The 15,115-nt window shown below is 53.7% G+C and carries 16 protein-coding genes; 8 read left to right on the top strand and 8 right to left on the bottom strand.

Annotated elements, in window-relative coordinates; translation table 11 throughout:
• Window positions 1-20 precede the first annotated feature (20 nt).
• Complete coding sequence (gene acsA / locus DEP07_RS24690; RefSeq protein ID WP_122965653.1) at window positions 21-1,736, top strand: acetate--CoA ligase; 1,716 nt, start codon at window positions 21-23, stop codon at window positions 1,734-1,736.
• 207 nt (window positions 1,737-1,943) lie between these two features.
• On the opposite strand, the gene DEP07_RS24685 is transcribed toward acsA, so the two are convergent.
• The 3 genes from DEP07_RS24685 to DEP07_RS24675 all read right to left on the bottom strand — a co-directional run bounded on the left by DEP07_RS24685 (window position 1,944) and on the right by DEP07_RS24675 (window position 4,616).
• A complete protein-coding gene (locus tag DEP07_RS24685; protein WP_280648247.1) occupies window positions 1,944-3,002 on the bottom strand; it encodes a cation diffusion facilitator family transporter in 1,059 nt (352 codons plus the stop codon).
• Window positions 3,003-3,027: 25 nt separating this feature from the next.
• Window positions 3,028-4,074: a flavin-containing monooxygenase gene (locus DEP07_RS24680; RefSeq protein ID WP_287103164.1), complete on the bottom strand. Its 1,047-nt coding sequence runs from the start codon at window positions 4,072-4,074 to the stop codon at window positions 3,028-3,030.
• 143 nt (window positions 4,075-4,217) lie between these two features.
• On the bottom strand, window positions 4,218-4,616 hold the full coding sequence (locus tag DEP07_RS24675) for an ArsR/SmtB family transcription factor (RefSeq protein ID WP_287103163.1): 399 nt from the start codon (window positions 4,614-4,616) through the stop codon (window positions 4,218-4,220).
• Window positions 4,617-4,755: 139 nt separating this feature from the next.
• Between DEP07_RS24675 and DEP07_RS24670 the strand changes: the two genes are divergently transcribed.
• Window positions 4,756-5,760 carry a permease gene (locus tag DEP07_RS24670; RefSeq protein WP_242771927.1) on the top strand — a complete coding sequence of 335 codons (1,005 nt, stop codon included), beginning with the start codon at window positions 4,756-4,758 and terminating at the stop codon, window positions 5,758-5,760.
• Window positions 5,761-5,773: 13 nt separating this feature from the next.
• Window positions 5,774-6,982 (top strand): TIGR03943 family putative permease subunit, encoded by a 1,209-nt coding sequence (locus DEP07_RS24665; protein WP_287103162.1) that lies wholly within the window; start codon window positions 5,774-5,776, stop codon window positions 6,980-6,982.
• Window positions 6,983-7,194: 212 nt separating this feature from the next.
• Here the strand turns inward: DEP07_RS24665 and DEP07_RS24660 are convergent, their stop codons facing one another.
• The 3 genes from DEP07_RS24660 to DEP07_RS24650 all read right to left on the bottom strand — a co-directional run bounded on the left by DEP07_RS24660 (window position 7,195) and on the right by DEP07_RS24650 (window position 9,147).
• Window positions 7,195-7,596: an SET domain-containing protein gene (locus DEP07_RS24660; protein WP_122965658.1), complete on the bottom strand. Its 402-nt coding sequence runs from the start codon at window positions 7,594-7,596 to the stop codon at window positions 7,195-7,197.
• Window positions 7,597-7,693: 97 nt separating this feature from the next.
• The gene (locus DEP07_RS24655; protein WP_063227749.1) at window positions 7,694-8,344 is read right to left on the bottom strand and encodes a response regulator; all 651 of its coding nucleotides are present in this window, start codon (window positions 8,342-8,344) and stop codon (window positions 7,694-7,696) included.
• The gene (locus tag DEP07_RS24650; protein WP_122965659.1) at window positions 8,341-9,147 is read right to left on the bottom strand and encodes a sensor histidine kinase; all 807 of its coding nucleotides are present in this window, start codon (window positions 9,145-9,147) and stop codon (window positions 8,341-8,343) included. Before DEP07_RS24650 ends, DEP07_RS24655 begins: the two co-directional genes overlap by 4 nt.
• 106 nt (window positions 9,148-9,253) lie before the next feature.
• Between DEP07_RS24650 and thiD the strand changes: the two genes are divergently transcribed.
• Window positions 9,254-10,048, top strand: a complete 795-nt coding sequence (gene thiD, locus DEP07_RS24645) for a bifunctional hydroxymethylpyrimidine kinase/phosphomethylpyrimidine kinase (protein ID WP_122965660.1) — start codon at window positions 9,254-9,256, stop codon at window positions 10,046-10,048.
• Window positions 10,049-10,109: 61 nt separating this feature from the next.
• Here thiD and DEP07_RS24640 read toward each other — a convergent pair whose 3' ends face one another.
• Window positions 10,110-11,453 (bottom strand): DUF4179 domain-containing protein, encoded by a 1,344-nt coding sequence (locus tag DEP07_RS24640; protein ID WP_122965661.1) that lies wholly within the window; start codon window positions 11,451-11,453, stop codon window positions 10,110-10,112.
• Window positions 11,454-11,463: 10 nt separating this feature from the next.
• The gene (locus DEP07_RS24635; protein WP_122965662.1) at window positions 11,464-11,988 is read right to left on the bottom strand and encodes a sigma-70 family RNA polymerase sigma factor; all 525 of its coding nucleotides are present in this window, start codon (window positions 11,986-11,988) and stop codon (window positions 11,464-11,466) included.
• Window positions 11,989-12,129: 141 nt separating this feature from the next.
• Here DEP07_RS24635 and DEP07_RS24630 point away from each other — a divergent pair, with 141 nt between their 5' ends.
• The 4 genes from DEP07_RS24630 (at window position 12,130) to DEP07_RS24615 (ending at window position 15,019) form a co-directional block, all read left to right on the top strand.
• A complete protein-coding gene (locus DEP07_RS24630; RefSeq protein WP_122965663.1) occupies window positions 12,130-12,339 on the top strand; it encodes a hypothetical protein in 210 nt (69 codons plus the stop codon).
• Window positions 12,340-12,423: 84 nt separating this feature from the next.
• Window positions 12,424-13,497 carry a spore photoproduct lyase gene (gene splB, locus DEP07_RS24625; RefSeq protein ID WP_122965664.1) on the top strand — a complete coding sequence of 358 codons (1,074 nt, stop codon included), beginning with the start codon at window positions 12,424-12,426 and terminating at the stop codon, window positions 13,495-13,497.
• 145 nt (window positions 13,498-13,642) lie between these two features.
• Complete coding sequence (locus tag DEP07_RS24620) at window positions 13,643-14,278, top strand: deoxynucleoside kinase (protein ID WP_122965665.1); 636 nt, start codon at window positions 13,643-13,645, stop codon at window positions 14,276-14,278.
• A 51-nt stretch (window positions 14,279-14,329) separates the two neighbouring features.
• Complete coding sequence (locus DEP07_RS24615) at window positions 14,330-15,019, top strand: deoxynucleoside kinase (protein ID WP_122965666.1); 690 nt, start codon at window positions 14,330-14,332, stop codon at window positions 15,017-15,019.
• The last annotated feature ends 96 nt before the right edge of the window (window positions 15,020-15,115 follow it).

Genomic DNA, 15,115 nt, shown 5'->3' with positions numbered 1-15,115 from the left:
GGGTTTAGGAGAGTGAGAGTATGAATGTAGAAAAAATTCCGGCGACAGAAGGCCGATTCAACCTGGAGAACTACGACGAGACGTACGCCCAATTTGACTGGAAGGAAGTCGAGAAGCAATTTTCCTGGTATGAGACGGGAAAAGTAAACATGGCGTATGAAGCGATTGACCGCCATCTTTCTACGGAGCGCAAGGACAAGATCGCGCTTATGTACAGCGATTTGACCAGAGAAGAGACCTACACCTTTGCACAGTTGAGCGAATTGTCCAATAAATTCGGGAATGTTTTGCGCAATCTGGGGATTGTAAAAGGCGACCGCGTATTCGTCTTCATGCCGCGTACGCCAGAGCTTTATGTAAGCGTTTTAGGAACGCTCAAAGTGGGCGCGATTGTCGGCCCGCTGTTCGAGGCGTTCATGGAAGCTGCCGTGCGCGACCGTCTGGAAAACAGCGAAGCGACCGCGATCGTGACGACGCCGGCTCTCTTGCCGCGCATCCCTGTATCCGAGCTGCCAGCACTGAAGCACGTCATTGTCGTGGGGGCAAAAGAGGAACTGAAGGAAGGGCAAATCAGCTTCGAAAAAGCGATGGCAGAAGCATCCTCCGAGCTGGAAATCGAGTGGGTGGATCGCGAGGACGGCATGATTTTGCACTATACGTCCGGATCGACTGGCAAGCCAAAAGGCGTGCTGCACGTCCACAACGCGATGATCCAGCACTACCAGACCGGAAAATGGGTGCTCGACCTGCAAGAGGATGACGTTTATTGGTGTACAGCTGATCCGGGCTGGGTGACAGGAACTTCTTACGGAATTTTCGCACCGTGGCTGAACGGCGTGACAAACGTGATCCGCGGCGGCCGCTTCACACCGGAAGACTGGTACAAAACGATCGAAAAAAATAAGGTGACCGTCTGGTACAGCGCACCGACCGCGTTCCGCATGCTGATGGGAGCGGGCGACGAAGTGGTGAAGCGCTTCGATCTGTCCAGTCTGCGCCACGTTTTGAGCGTGGGCGAGCCACTCAACCCGGAAGTCGTGTATTGGGGACTTCGCGTGTTCAACCACCGTATTCACGACAACTGGTGGATGACGGAAACAGGCGGACAGCTGATTTCCAACTACCGCAGCATGGCGATCAAGCCAGGCTCGATGGGCAAGCCTTTCCCTGGCGTATACGCGGCGATTATCGACGATCAGGGCAACGAGCTGCCGCCAAACCGGATGGGCAACCTGGCGATCCGCGTCGGCTGGCCGTCCATGATGAGACAAATTTGGAACAACCCTGCCAAATACCAAGAGTATTTCAGCATCCCAGGCTGGTATGTATCTGGCGACTCCGCCTACAAGGACGAGGAAGGCTACTTCTGGTTCCAGGGGCGCATTGACGATGTGATCAATACTTCCGGCGAGCGCGTTGGCCCGTTTGAGGTCGAGAGCAAGCTGGTCGAGCATCCGGCTGTTGCGGAAGCAGGCGTAATCGGCAAGCCTGATCCGCTGCGCGGCGAAATCATCAAGGCGTTCATCTCCTTGCGCGCGGGTTACGAGCCAAGCGAAGCCTTGATGGATGACATCCGCAAGTTCGTGAAGGAAGGACTCGCTGCTCACGCTGCACCGCGTGAAATCGAGTTTCGCGACAAGCTGCCAAAAACACGCTCCGGAAAAATTATGCGCCGTGTCCTGAAGGCGTGGGAACTGGGCTTGCCGACAGGCGACCTGTCCACGATGGAAGACTAATCGGAGCGGATAAAAATGAAGAACCATCTCTAGCGCATGAGCGGGAGATGGTTCTTTTATTGTTAGTGGGGAATGGGGCGGTGCGGGTGGTTATGGTCGTGTGAGTGATCGTGTCGTGTTGATGATCGTGCGGGTACCTGTGGTTGTGCGGCTGGCTATAATCGTGCGACTGGCTGCGAGCGTGGCAGGTGGTCATAGGCGTTTGATTTAGTTGCGGTTATGCGAATGCCCGTGGTCATGCGAGTGCTCGCGGTCGTGCTCATGGGAGTGCTCGGAGTCGTGCGAATGCCCGTGGTCATGGGAGTGCTCATGATCATGCGAATGCTCCCCCGTACCACCCTGACAATGCAACTCTCCATGCGAGATGGAAGAGTTCTCGATTTGGATCGTCGCATGGGTGATGCCAAACTCTTTTTGCAACAGCGCCAAAGCGGCATCGAGAATCGGGTAGCTCGGCAAATCGTCCTGCACAACCAGATGGCACGTCAAGGAGTCGAAGCCGGAAGTGACGGTCCAAACATGCAAATCGTGAACTTTTACCACGCCGTCAAGCTGTCCGAGCCGCGCTTCTACTTTTGTCGTATCGATACGGGAAGGCGCTCCTTCCAGCAAAATGTTGACCGACTCCTTCGTCACGCGCCATGCACTCAGCATGATCAAAAAGGCGACGACGATGCTGATAATCGGGTCGGCGATGTACCAGCCAAAGGCGAGCATGAGCACACCGCCGAGGATTGCCCCTACGGAGCCGAGCATATCGCCCAGCACGTGCAGGTAGGCGCTGCGCACGTTTACGTTGTCTTTGTAATCGCCGCGCATGAGGACGAAGGCTGCGGCGATATTGGCGAGCAAGCCGACGGAAGCGATGATGATCATTTTGCCGCTCGCGACTTCAGGCGGCTGGAGCAGACGTTGGAATCCTTCCCAGAAGATGAACAAGGAAATCAGGACGAGCGTGACGCCATTGGTCAAAGCGGCGAGAATCTCGAAGCGCTTCATGCCGAATGTTTTTTGGGCAGAGGGCGGCCGGGCCGCAAAATGGAGCGCGACCAGACTTAGCAGCAGTGCCAAGGCATCGCTCAGCATATGTCCAGCGTCGGACAAAAGCGCGAGACTGTTGGTCAAAAAACCTCCGATCGTCTCGACGATCAAAAATACAGTGATGATCAGAAAAGAGGTGAACAGCGCTTTTTTGCTGGCGCCTTTTCCGTGGTGATGGTGGTCGTGCCCATGCCCATCTCCGTGATCGTGATGATGCAAGCCCATAATGATTCCTCCTCGATAGGATCGTTTAGCGAACGAGTCGATCTGCCAGAAAAAGGGCGTCTTTGCCTACGCCGCCCATGAGTGCGGAAGCGCGGGAATGCTGCCAGGGAAGCCCGAGAAAATACAGGCCGGACACCTCTGTCACCCCTCGCTCGTGCCGTGGCCAGCCGTTTGGATCGCGTACGTCCGGGATCGCAAGCCAGCTATAGTCAGGGCGAAATCCGGTGGCCCATAAAATGTTTGGAAAGCTCGCCTGCTCGCCGCCTGCGAAATAGGCGGTGCGATCCGCAATGCGAACGGTGCGTTCCGTCAGGCGCAAGGCTCCGGTTTTCGTCAGAGCTTTCATTTCCTCGCGGTAGCCAAAGATCGGATCAGGTCGTTTCATCAATTGCTTTCCAGCCCATGAGGAGCGGGGAGCATCAAGCAAGCCGAACCGTTGCATGTAGTCAAAAATAGTTTTGCCCAAAACATACAAAGGCAAATGAAGCCGGGTCTGCCCGCTGGAAAAAATCACAGGGCGATGTCTGGCGAGTTCCACAGCAAGCTGCGCACCGGAGTTGCCTGCTCCGACTACGAGGACAGGCCCGTCCCGGAACGAATGCTCGTTTTGGTAGTCCGTCGTATGCAGCGACACGACATCGGGGGCCAATCGCTCGACAATCGGCGGGATGTACGGTATTTGAAAAGGGCCTGTCGCCACGACGACGTTTTTGGCGCGCGCTGTTCCTGCTTCTGTCTGCACCAGAAAGCCGGATGCTGTACGTTCTACCCGCTGGACAGCTGTATTCAGGCGCACAGGCAGCTGGAAATGCGCAGCGTACTGTTCCAGGTAGTCTGCTGCCTCATCTTTGGTGGGAACCGTCTGCGGCTCTCCGGGAAAGGGCAGGCCGGGAAGCCCGTTGTTTTGCCGAGCGGTAAACAGCACGAGCGAATCATAACGTTTTCGCCAGCTGTCTCCCAAGCGCCCGTTTTTTTCGAAAATGACAAAGCGAGCTTTCCGTTGCTGGAGCAGAGCACCAAGCGCGAGGCCGGATTGGCCGCCACCGATGATGATGACTTCGTAATCGTGCATGGGTGAAACCTTCTTTCAAGCGGGAATTTACCTAAATCATACCACATTCAATCTTATATTCAAGCAATCATTTGAATGTATTTTCGCAAACGAACAAAAAAAGGCCGCCACAAACGTGACGACCTTCCAAAAGTTCCGTTCAACTACGGGTTGTTTTTTTTCGATTGCTTCAACTCGGACGCGTGCTCAATCCCGCACATGATCAAATGACGCACATGGTCGTCGTCCAGCGCGTAGTAGACGAGCTTTCCATCTTTGCGATGACGGGCCAGCCCCATATTTCGCAGCAGGCGAAGATGGTGGGACGTATTGGCGATCGAGCTGTTGATCGTCGCGGCGACATCGCACACGCACAGTTCGCCTTCCAGAGCCAGGGCGTAAATGATTTTTGCCCGGGTATCGTCAGCCAGTGCCTTGAACAGAGGAGCGACTCCTTCTGTTTCGCTCATTTTCGGCCGCAGTCTGTTTACTTTCGCTTCGTCCACGGTTTGGATTTCACAAACGTCTGCTTCATCCGTCGTACGCTGATATTCCAGCTCCATGTTCTTCACCCCGCACAATTGGTTGTATCCATTATAAAACGGAATGATTCAGAAAAAAAGACGGGAAGCAGCAGGAAAGTGCCTAATCCGTGTCTAATTAGGAATGATGACGATTTGCAAAAAGGAGTGGACATCACAGGTGGTTGCTAAAATCCGTCATTTTCTCTTTGAGATTGTGGGGGCGCTTATACTTGGACTTGGAGTTGTATGGCTTACGGTCGGCGGAGAAGGCAACTGGTTTTCCGGTTTGGGCATAGAATGGTCTCCCCGTTGGCTGGATGTCAAAACGTTTTTTCTGAGCATCGTGCTGGAAGCGATCCCGTTTGTTTTGCTCGGCGTGTTTTTTTCCGCGTTCATTCAGACGTTTGTCTCCGAGGAGCAAGTCAGACGCTGGACGCCGAAGCATCCGCTCGTTGCGCTGCCGTTTGCCGGGCTGCTTGGCTTTTTGTTTCCCGTGTGCGAGTGCGCGATTATCCCGGTCGTTCGCCGTCTGATTCAAAAAGGAATGCCCGTGTCCGTGGGCGTGGTGTTTTTATTGGCAGGACCGATTGTCAATCCGGTGGTGCTGTCTTCCACGTACATTGCCTTTGCGCGGCAGCCGGACATGGCGCTCTACAGAGGAATCGCCGGGTTTCTCGTAGCGCTGATCGCCGGGTTTCTCGTTCTGTTGTTTGTGAAAAAGAATCCGCTGCGACATGGGGTAGAAGCGGAAATCCGCCACGAAACCGCTCATGCAGAAGCGATGCGCGGCAAGCTGTCTGCGACATTTGCCCACGCCGTCGACGAGTTTTTTGACATGGGGAAATTTTTGTTGTTTGGAGCGCTGATCAGCAGCGTCCTGCAAGTGTTCATCAGCCGTGACACGCTGGTGGCCGTCGGACAAACTCCGCTTACTTCTCATCTGGTGATGATGGGCATGGCGTATTTGTTTTCGCTCTGCTCGGAAGCCGACGCCTTTATTGCGGCTTCGTTCTCCGGGACATTCCAGAGCAGCTCGCTTTTGGCTTTTCTCGTCTTTGGTCCGATGCTTGATTTCAAGACGACCTTGATGCTGCTCGGGACGTTCCGCTTGGGCTTTGTCCTCAAGCTGATTGCTGTCATTACCATACTGGTGCTCGTCATTACGCTGTTGATGCCAATTTAGAGGAGGGAAAAGTATGCAAAAGTCGAACAGGTCCGGGCACGACTGGATGCGCAGCCTGATTTTAGCCGGATTCACCGGGCTGCTGTCTTACCTGATCTGGACGGATAAGCTGGGGCATTACCTCGCACCGAAGCTGCACATGCTCAGCTATGTCACTTTGGGCATTCTCGTGATTTTGACGTTCGTAAGCGTGCGTCAACTGGTGGCTGGCAGGCACCACGCTTACGATTGTGACTGCGAAGACGCGCATCACGTGCCACGTACGCGCTGGGGCTCGGTGCTGATATACGGCTTGTTTCTGTTGCCGATTTTCATGGGCTTTTTCATGCCGGACAAAATATTGGGAAGTGCCATCGCGGAAAAGCGCGGGGTGACGCTGCTGAGCAATGACGTGCGCAAATTGTCCGAGGTGGCGAGCGGCGAGCAGGCACAAAAAGCAAAACAGGCTACGTCATCCCAAGGGGAGGAAGGGCAAGCCGTTGCTCCTGCATCGTCAGCACCCGGGGAGGAAGGGCAAGCCGTTGCTCCTGCATCGTCAGTAGCCGCGCAGGAAGGGCAAGCCGCTGCTCTTGCGTCGTCAGCAACCGCGCAGGAAGGGCAAGTCGCTGCTTCTGCATCGTCAGCAACCGCGCATGAAGGGCAAACCGTTGCTCCAGAATCGACAGCAGCCGGGCAGGAAGGGCAAACTGTTGCCTCTGCATCGACAGCCACCGGGCAGGAAACACAAGCCCCTGCATCTATCCCGATCAAACCGGGGATGAGCGATGCCGAATTGAAAAATCATTTTTCCAATGGCGGCTTCGGTGACTTTTACACCGATATCGCTACGTCGATGTACAAACAGCCAGTCATCAAACTGAACGACAAAATATTCCTGGACGGCCTGACGACGTTGGAGCTGTACGCCCAGGATTTTGCGGGAAAAGAGCTGGAGACGCTCGGCTTTGTCTACAAAGAGCCGGGGTTCGCCAGCAACCAGTTCGTCGTCGCCCGTTTCTCGGTCACTTGCTGCACGGCCGACGCCAGCGTCTTCGGCGTGTTGGTCGAGAGCGAGAGCGCAAGCAAATGGGCGAAGGACAGCTGGGTTCAAGTGCGCGGGAAGCTGGAGTTGCGCAAGGTAGACGGATTTGACATGCTCGTCTTGAAGGCAGCGCACATCCAGCCCGTCCAGGCTCCGAAAGACCCGTATGTGTATTACAGCTACGAAGCGCCGAGCAACTAAAGCAGCATCGGACAACGACGCCTTTAGCGCGTGGGTTACATGCGTGAAGGCGTTTTCTGTTGTTGGAAAAAGAATTTGGCAAATCGCTAAAAGACGTGGCCACCACGATTGTCGAGCAGCGCAAGCTTGATCTCGACTTTGTCAGTTGAGACAGTTGAAAACGAAAAGCAAAAAGGCAGGTGAGCGCTCACCTGCCTTGTCGTGCTGCTTGCCTATTCCTTTTGCTCGCCGGACTGCTCTTCTTCGTAAAACCAGAGCGGATCGTCACAGTCTTCATCGCCGTTGTAGTTGATCAAAATTTCTTCGCCTGCCTGAATGTCACGGTACGCGTAGAAATCGAACGTGTGGTTGTCGAAGTTGATGCTGTACGTGGCGTTTGGCGTGTAGGAATGATTGAACAACATGCCGTATCCGAGTAACAATGCGGTATGGTTCGCACCGTATTCAAATGCGTAGTCAGCCAAGAGCGTTTTCTCGATGTGCTCATGTTCTTCATTCAAATAGGGAAGAACCGGAGCTTCATGGAGCAATTCGCCTTTTGTGAAATCGCGCAGGGCGAAAACGCCTCTGTTTAATTCTCCGTTGCTGAGCTTGGAGGTTTTGACTTCGAGCATGTGGTTCACCTGCCATTCTGGTATCTTGTATCGTAAAACAAGTCTTTCTAAGGATGACAGTGGTTGGCTTGGAAAGCAACTGTTTTCGAATGGGAGACTACTTTTTCATGATCAGATGATGGCGGACGGCGTAAGCGGCAAGCTGGACGCGATTCGCCAGTTGCAGCTTTTCCAAAATGTTTTTCAGATGGTTTTTGACCGTGTTTTCAGCGATGATCAACGCTTCGCTGATTTCCCGGTTTGTTTTGCCCGCCCCCACGTACATGACGATTTCCCGCTCGCGGGGAGTGAGCACATCCGGCACGAGATCGTCCACGTGCTCCTCCTGCCGGAAGCGGTACATCAGTCTCGTTGCCATCTCACGCGTCAGCTCGCTGTCTTCGCCCAGCAAGGCGTGCAAGTAGTTGATCCAGTCGTCCGGCTCCAAATTTTTCAAAAGGTAGCCTTGAGCGCCAAACTGGATGGCGGTAATCAGGTCGGCAACATCGTCCGAGACGCTTAAAATGACGACCTTGATGTGCGGGTACGCTTTTTTCACTTCGCGAGTTGCTTCCAGACCGCTCCATTTCGGCATGTTGATGTCCATCAGCACCAGGTCGGGCTGGAGCTTTCCACATTGGATGAAAGCTTCCTCGCCATTGTCAGCCTCTCCGATTACTTCAAACGAAGGATCGGGGTCAAGCAGCGAGCGAATCGCCATGCGAGCCATCGGGTGGTCGTCGGCGATCAGGACACGGTATGCATTCATTGCGAAAAACCTCCAGCATGAGCGGTCAGGCGGATGATCGTGCCGCCATCAGCCCGTTTTTGAATATCAATCGCGGCGTTCAGCTGTCTGGCCCGCTCGCGCATCATGGACAAGCCGTATTTTTTCGTATCCGGGTTGGTCTGGGCGATGCCCACGCCATCGTCCTCCATCACGAGCTGCCAGCTGCGCGGCTCGCCTGTGGTCAGTCGAATCCAGGAATGCTTGGCCTGCGCATGCTTGCGAATATTGGCGAACGCCTCCTGAATGATTCCGAATAGCTGCACTTCCTCGGCAGGAGTGAAAAAGCTTTCTTTCACGCGCAAATCCCAGACGACATCGACGCCGGACAAAGCGCTCCACTGGGTCAGCCATTTTTCCAGCCGCTGGTCGAAGCTGCCTTCCTCAGGCAACGATCGCAGGTTGAAAATGGCTTGGCGGACGTGATTGTCGATCGCGGAAACCGCCACGCGGGCTTCGTCCAGATGACCTTGCTTCAGCTTGACATTGAGAAAAAACAAAGATTGTGCGATGCCGTCGTGCAGCTCCCGCGCCAGACGCTCGCGCTCCTCGTAAACGGCGCGCCGGGCTTGTTCTTCCACGATCCGCGCGTTCATTTGCTTGATCGTGCGAAACATCCACGTCGCGAACAAGTAAGACAGCACCAGTGTCATCAAGGTGATGTACACATTTCCCGTTTCCATCGACATGTAGGGCAGCAAAAAATCGTGGCGGACAAATTCGAAGCCGCCGATGATAATCGTCGGGATCAGGACGGTCAGCCAGTAAAACAAGCGATAAGACATGAGAAAATCCCTTCTTTGCGGTTGGTGATCACTCCTTAGTATACCGAATGGGACATGCGGATGATATACTCGTAGGAGAAAAGGTGGTTGAGCAGGAGGGAAATTCATGAGTACGATTGCGAGAGCATTGACGATAGCAGGATCAGACAGCGGGGGAGGGGCAGGCATCCAGGCCGATCTGAAAACGTTTCACCAGCTCGGCGTCTACGGGATGAGCGCGATTACCGCTGTCACTGCACAAAATACGTTGGGAGTAGCGGGAGTATACCCGTTGCCGACAGAGGCGGTGGCGCAGCAAATGCGCGAGGTGCTTCGCGATCTCGGCGCCGATGCGGCGAAGACAGGCATGCTGTTTGACGCCCAGATTATTCGTGCGGTGTCGGCAGAAGTTCGCGACGCAGGCTTGCAAAAGCTCGTCGTAGACCCGGTGATGATCGCCAAAGGCGGAGCGAAGCTGCTGCTGGACGAAGCGATTGACGCTCTGAAAACAGAGCTGCTCCCGCTCGCCGAAGTGGTCACGCCAAACTTGCCCGAAGCCGAGTGCCTGACAGGCTTGTCCATTCATACCCCGGAAGAGATGCGGGAGGCTGCCCGCGTCATTCATGCGCTGGGAGCGCGCAATGTGTTGATGAAAGGCGGTCATCTGGAAGGGGATACCGTCGTCGATATTTTGTTTGATGGCCGCGACTTTATGGAGCTGTCGCACGAACGCATCCCAACCAGACATACTCATGGGACAGGCTGCACCTTTTCCGCTGCCCTTACCGCCGAGCTGGCGAAAAAGACGCCGCTTCACGTTGCGGTAGAAAAGGCGAACCGTTTTATTTTCGAGGCGATCAAAACGGCCCCGCAATTGGGCGGCGGCCATGGCCCGACCAACCATTGGGCAGTTGTCGATTAATTGTATGGTACAAAAGGAAGGCCCCGCAGAAGAGCACATTCTTCGCGGGGCTTTTGCTTGCTCATTTGACTTGTACCGTAATCTCGCCTTGCAGACGTGTCGGATAGTCTGTCAAGGTGAGGGAGTAATCGTCGATAGTTCCTTTGTTCGTCAATCGTTTGAAGAGCAATCCTTGTTTTTGCGTGCGCCCATCCGGCGAAGCGATTGTCGAGGTGGTTCCTTGGACATACTCATATTTGTTTTCCCGATTGTCCGTAATATCGTTGCCAAAATAGGTGAAAAGGTGGCGATCGGACTCTTCCTCCACCCGCAGTTCCAGGTCGAGCCCGACCACATCGTCAACTTGTCGCAGCGCGGCCAGCTTGAGTTTGTCGTCAGGTGCTTTGACCAGCGTCTGCTTTTTCGCATCAATAACGACTTGCAGCTTGTCGCGATCAAGTGCTCGTATCCCGCTTGCTTTCAAAAACAGTTGCTGCGGTTCCAGAAAATAAATGCTCTCCAGATTGAACACCTTGCCATTTTCTCCGTTGTTCCGAACCGGAACGCCATTTCCCCAAAAAGCGTACGTCTGCCCCTTTTCGTCGACCAGCTTCAAGTCATCGAACCCGAAAATGTGCTTTTTGTTTGCCGGATCAAAGCGGATGCTCACCTCTGTTTGCGTCGGGAAGACCGTAATTTGTTCGATGGTCAGCGATTGTCCGTCTACCGTGATTTGCTTGTCGACAGGGTACACCTTTTTCTCAAAAGCGCTGTACTTGCTGCGGTCGATCGGGAACGTCACCGCGAGCGACGAATCTTGCTTGACGTCATCAATTTCAAACGTCACCTCGGCTGTCAAAGACTCGGGGATGACGCTGGCTTCCGGGACATAAACATCGATCCGGTCTTTATGTTCCACGTTCGCTGCTACTCCCATACTGCCCCAGCTTGCCCCATGCTCCCATTCCTTGCCGGATGCGTCCAAAAGTTTCACGCCGCGCAAGGCAACTTTTTGCCCTGTATGCTCGTGCTTGAGTGTGTAAAAAAGCAGCATGCGCTTCTGGTCGGTCAGCACCTGGTCAATGGTGAAGGTGATGCCGGACAAGGAAGCTTTTGTGCCAATATCCTGAACCATTTTGTGCTCCACGGCGCGTTGCAGCCCTCTGTCATCGCGGATCAGCTCCACGATCTTATCCATCCCGGGCAGCTCGCTGACATAAGCGGCGACGGCAGGGGAGATGCGCACGGACAGCACGAAGGCAAAAAGAATGCAGCACGCCGCAAGTCCTGAGTAGAGGCGTATCAGCCGATTGCGTCGCCGCATGCGTTTTTGCTCTTTGGCTTGCGCGATGCCGCGGCGAATGTACGGTTCTATGTCAGGGAGCGGCTGTGATTTTGTTTTTTCCATATCCGTATCGAAATCCATAACGTTCGATTCACCAGCCTTTCCCGAGATCTTTTCGCAAGGCGCCTAACGCTTTGTGCAGCCAAGTCTTGACGGTTCCTTCCGGATAGCCGAGTCTCGAAGCGATTTCCCGAATGGTCAGGTCTTCAAAATATTTCATGAGAATGATGCTGCGATACATCGGCGTCAGCTTGGCCAATGCTTCCTCAATGACCAGTTTTTCCGCCGTCTGCTCCATCTGGCTGCCAAACGGAATAGCAAGGCTTTCTCCGGCATGCCAGTCGGAGGCGAACCGTTTTTTGCGTTTCAGCTCGTCCAGACAGACATGAACCAGGATGCGCGTCAGCCATGTGCGAAAATGCGCGGGTTCTTTCAAGCGGGACAAGCGCAGATAGGAGCGGCAGGTGGCCTCCTGTATGGCCTCCAGCGTGTCTGCCTCGTTGCGCAAAAAGGCGTAAGCCACGCTGTACAGCTGTTTTTGCTGCTGGCAAATCAGCTGGTAAAAGGCTTCGTCGTCCCCTTGCCTGGCTTGCCTGACAAGTTGTTCGAGATTCACAATCTTCCCCTCCTACTAAACATTAGACGCCGCAAGAGCCAAAACGGTTTTGGGAAAATAGGCAATCTTGCTTTTTTGGCGAACCAATAGCCTTCTTGATGCTTACAGTAAAGGAGGAAGAAGCAACGAGGGTGAGAAGGCATGTGGACCAAGTGGGTAACGATTCATGAGTCGTACGGGCTCCCCAGGGTGGCGAGCGAGTGTCGCATCTATTTGGAGATGAAAGGCATCCGGGTCAGGCTGTTGTCCAGGGAGACGAAAAAGGGCGGGCATGTGTACACGCTGCAAGTGCCCATCAGCCAGGCGGCGGAAGCGAGGGAGCGGTTGCGCGAGTTCAAAAGCGGATTGTAGCGAGAGCAGGCCAAAAGCCAGCGTTCTCCTTGAGGCGAGCAGGGCGCTGTGGGCCATACTAGGCACGGGGAGGGATCTGTGCCTATGGCGACTACACTCTTGGAAGCGCCCGCGAAAACAGGGCGAAAAGATTCCGGTTTGTTTGTGCCCGACTACGTGTTCGTCGAGCCGAATGCCCTGGACTATCCGCTCGGACAAGAGCTGTACCAGCGGTTCAAAGAGCAAGGGATTCCGCTGCAAATGACAACCAGTCACAACCAGGTTCGCGGCATTCCCGGAGAAACGGATGTTGAAAAATATCGCAATGCCAAACGGACACTCGTCATCGGCGTGCGCAAAACGATGAAGTTCGAGCCTTCCAAGCCGTCTGCCGAGTACGCGATTCCGCTGGCGACAGGGTGCGCCGCTCATTGCCACTACTGTTACTTGAATACGAATGTCGGGTCGAAGCCGTACATTCGCGTCTACGTCAATACCGACGAAATTTTTGCCCAGGCCAAAACATATATCGAGAAACGTCCGGGGGAGATCACCAGGTTTGAGGCAGCCTGTACGTCCGATCCGGTCAGCATCGAGCATTTGACTGGCAACCTCAAACGCGCGATCGAGTTTATGGGCAAAGAAGAGTTCGGGCGACTGCGGTTTGTCACCAAATTTCACCATGTCGATTCATTGCTGGACGCGCAGCACAACAAGCACACCCGTTTTCGCTTCAGCATGAATGCCGATTATGTGATCAAAAATTTTGAGCCGGGTACTTCCAGCTTCGCACAGCGTATTGAAGCGGCAGGCAAAGTGGCGCGAGCCGGATATCCGCTCGGCTTTATTTTGGCTCCTTTGTACTGGTTTGACGGATGGGAAGAGGGGTACACCGATTTGCTCGAACGGCTGAGCAGCCAGCTCGTCCCGGAAGCGATGACCGATCTGACCTTTGAGCTGATTCAGCATCGCTTCACGAAAATCGCCAAAAGCTTGATCCTCGCGCGCTATCCGAAGACCAAGCTGGTGATGAACGAGGAAGAACGCAAATACAAATGGGGCAAGTACGGCAAGGGCAAATACGTTTACCCGGATGTTCAGGCAAAAGCTTTGCAGGCGCACCTGGAAAAAGAAATTGCCCGGCTGTTTCCCCAGGCGAAAGTGGAGTATTTTACGTAGAAAGTCCAGACTGCCCAGCCAGCGGGGGCAGTTTTTTTGCTGGCAAAAGATGGCTTGCGACATAATGCGAATGGTTTCGACAAATACAAGGACGCGTGCTAAAATATGGAGTGCTCTCATTTTTCGGAAAGGAACAGACGCTTATATGAAGTCCATATTGATAACCGTTGAGGGACCGATCGGAATAGGAAAAACCTCCCTGGCGCGGGAACTGCACCAAACATGCGGCGTGCAATTGCTGGAAGAGATCGTCTATGAGAATCCATTTTTAGGAAAATTTTACGAAAACATCGAAGAGTGGAGCTTCCAACTGGAGATGTTCTTCCTGTGCAACCGCTACAAGCAGTTGCAAGATATTCACTCCCATTACCTCAACCAGGGCATTTCTGTCGTTTCCGATTACAATATTTTTAAAAATACGATTTTTGCCAAACGCACCCTGTCAGACAACAATCTTCCTAAGTATCTTAAAATTTATGATATCCTGACAGAAGATTTGCCGCAGGCTCATCTGGTCATTTACTTGACGGCTTCCATCGATACGGTCATGAAGCGGATTGCCATTCGCGATCGCGAAGTGGAACGGACGATGGATGTGGGTTATATGGAAAATTTGATCGCCGATTACAACGAGTTCATGGACGAGTTTGAGAAGCACCACCCGGATGTGCCTGTCATTAAATTCAACTGTGACGAGCTGGATTTCGTGCATCGCCCGGAGGATCGGCAATGGATGATGGAGCAGATTTTGCCGCGCATTGAGGAGTTGCGAAAGAAATAGAGGTTACGAATGCCGCGTGATTGGCAAGTATTTCAATAAGGAGTTGCGTACATGTCTAGGTTTCAAAACAGCCACCTTCGTGAAAAATACGGGATACCGGGCAATGCAGTGATTACCATCGGCGGAACGGTAGGTGTCGGAAAATCGACGTTTACCCATGCGCTTGCCGATCAGCTTGGTTTCCGCGTGTCTGTGGAAAAGGTGGACAACAACCCTTACCTTGGCCGTTATTATAACGATTTGTCCCGTTGGGGCTTTCATCTGCAAATCTTCTTTCTCGCGGAGCGTTTCAAGGAGCAGAAGCGGATGTTCGACTATGGCGGCGGTTTCGTCCAGGATCGCTCGATTTACGAGGACACCGGGATTTTTGCCCGCATGCTGTACGAGCAAGGCAACATGACAGAAGAAGATTACAAAACATATACCGAGCTGTTCGAAGCGATGGTCATGACCCCGTATTTCCCGCATCCCGACCTGCTGATTTACTTGGAAGGAAGCTTCGACGATATTATCGGCCGCGTTCAGGAACGTGGACGTCCGATGGAGCAGCAAACGCCGATCGATTACTGGCGCGATTTGTTCGACCGTTACGAAGGCTGGATTCATTCCTTTACATCCTGTCCGGTTCTGCGAGTAAACATCAACGAATACGATGTGGTCGATGACCCTGCTTCTGTCGAGAGCATCATTGCGCGAGCGGCGGAAAAAATTCGCCTGGGACGGGCAACGCGGTTGACCTAACTTGACCTAACTTGACCTAACTTGACCAAACAATTCGCCCAATAACATAACCCCCTATCCATACTGCCTGGCAAATGCGCCGCGAGCAGCATAGGC

It is taken from the genome of Brevibacillus sp. (assembly GCF_003521185.1).
GTDB classification, from domain to species: Bacteria; Bacillota; Bacilli; order Brevibacillales; family Brevibacillaceae; genus Brevibacillus; species Brevibacillus parabrevis.
This window is presented reverse-complemented; position numbering and strand designations above follow the sequence as displayed.

Excerpts from the sequence above, each read along its gene's own strand:
- DEP07_RS24685 (WP_280648247.1), bottom strand. The coding sequence starts at position 3,002 with ATGGGCTTGCATCATCACGATCACGGAGATGGGCATGGGCACGACCAC.
- DEP07_RS24655 (WP_063227749.1), bottom strand. The coding sequence starts at position 8,344 with ATGAATGCATACCGTGTCCTGATCGCCGACGACCACCCGATGGCTCGC.
- DEP07_RS24630 (WP_122965663.1), top strand. The coding sequence starts at position 12,130 with ATGTGGACCAAGTGGGTAACGATTCATGAGTCGTACGGGCTCCCCAGG.
- DEP07_RS24675 (WP_287103163.1), bottom strand. The coding sequence starts at position 4,616 with ATGGAGCTGGAATATCAGCGTACGACGGATGAAGCAGACGTTTGTGAA.
- acsA (WP_122965653.1), top strand. The coding sequence starts at position 21 with ATGAATGTAGAAAAAATTCCGGCGACAGAAGGCCGATTCAACCTGGAG.
- DEP07_RS24660 (WP_122965658.1), bottom strand. The coding sequence starts at position 7,596 with ATGCTCGAAGTCAAAACCTCCAAGCTCAGCAACGGAGAATTAAACAGA.
- DEP07_RS24620 (WP_122965665.1), top strand. The coding sequence starts at position 13,643 with ATGAAGTCCATATTGATAACCGTTGAGGGACCGATCGGAATAGGAAAA.
- DEP07_RS24650 (WP_122965659.1), bottom strand. The coding sequence starts at position 9,147 with ATGTCTTATCGCTTGTTTTACTGGCTGACCGTCCTGATCCCGACGATT.
- DEP07_RS24615 (WP_122965666.1), top strand. The coding sequence starts at position 14,330 with ATGTCTAGGTTTCAAAACAGCCACCTTCGTGAAAAATACGGGATACCG.
- splB (WP_122965664.1), top strand. The coding sequence starts at position 12,424 with ATGGCGACTACACTCTTGGAAGCGCCCGCGAAAACAGGGCGAAAAGAT.
- DEP07_RS24640 (WP_122965661.1), bottom strand. The coding sequence starts at position 11,453 with ATGGATTTCGATACGGATATGGAAAAAACAAAATCACAGCCGCTCCCT.
- DEP07_RS24680 (WP_287103164.1), bottom strand. The coding sequence starts at position 4,074 with ATGCACGATTACGAAGTCATCATCATCGGTGGCGGCCAATCCGGCCTC.
- DEP07_RS24665 (WP_287103162.1), top strand. The coding sequence starts at position 5,774 with ATGCAAAAGTCGAACAGGTCCGGGCACGACTGGATGCGCAGCCTGATT.
- thiD (WP_122965660.1), top strand. The coding sequence starts at position 9,254 with ATGAGTACGATTGCGAGAGCATTGACGATAGCAGGATCAGACAGCGGG.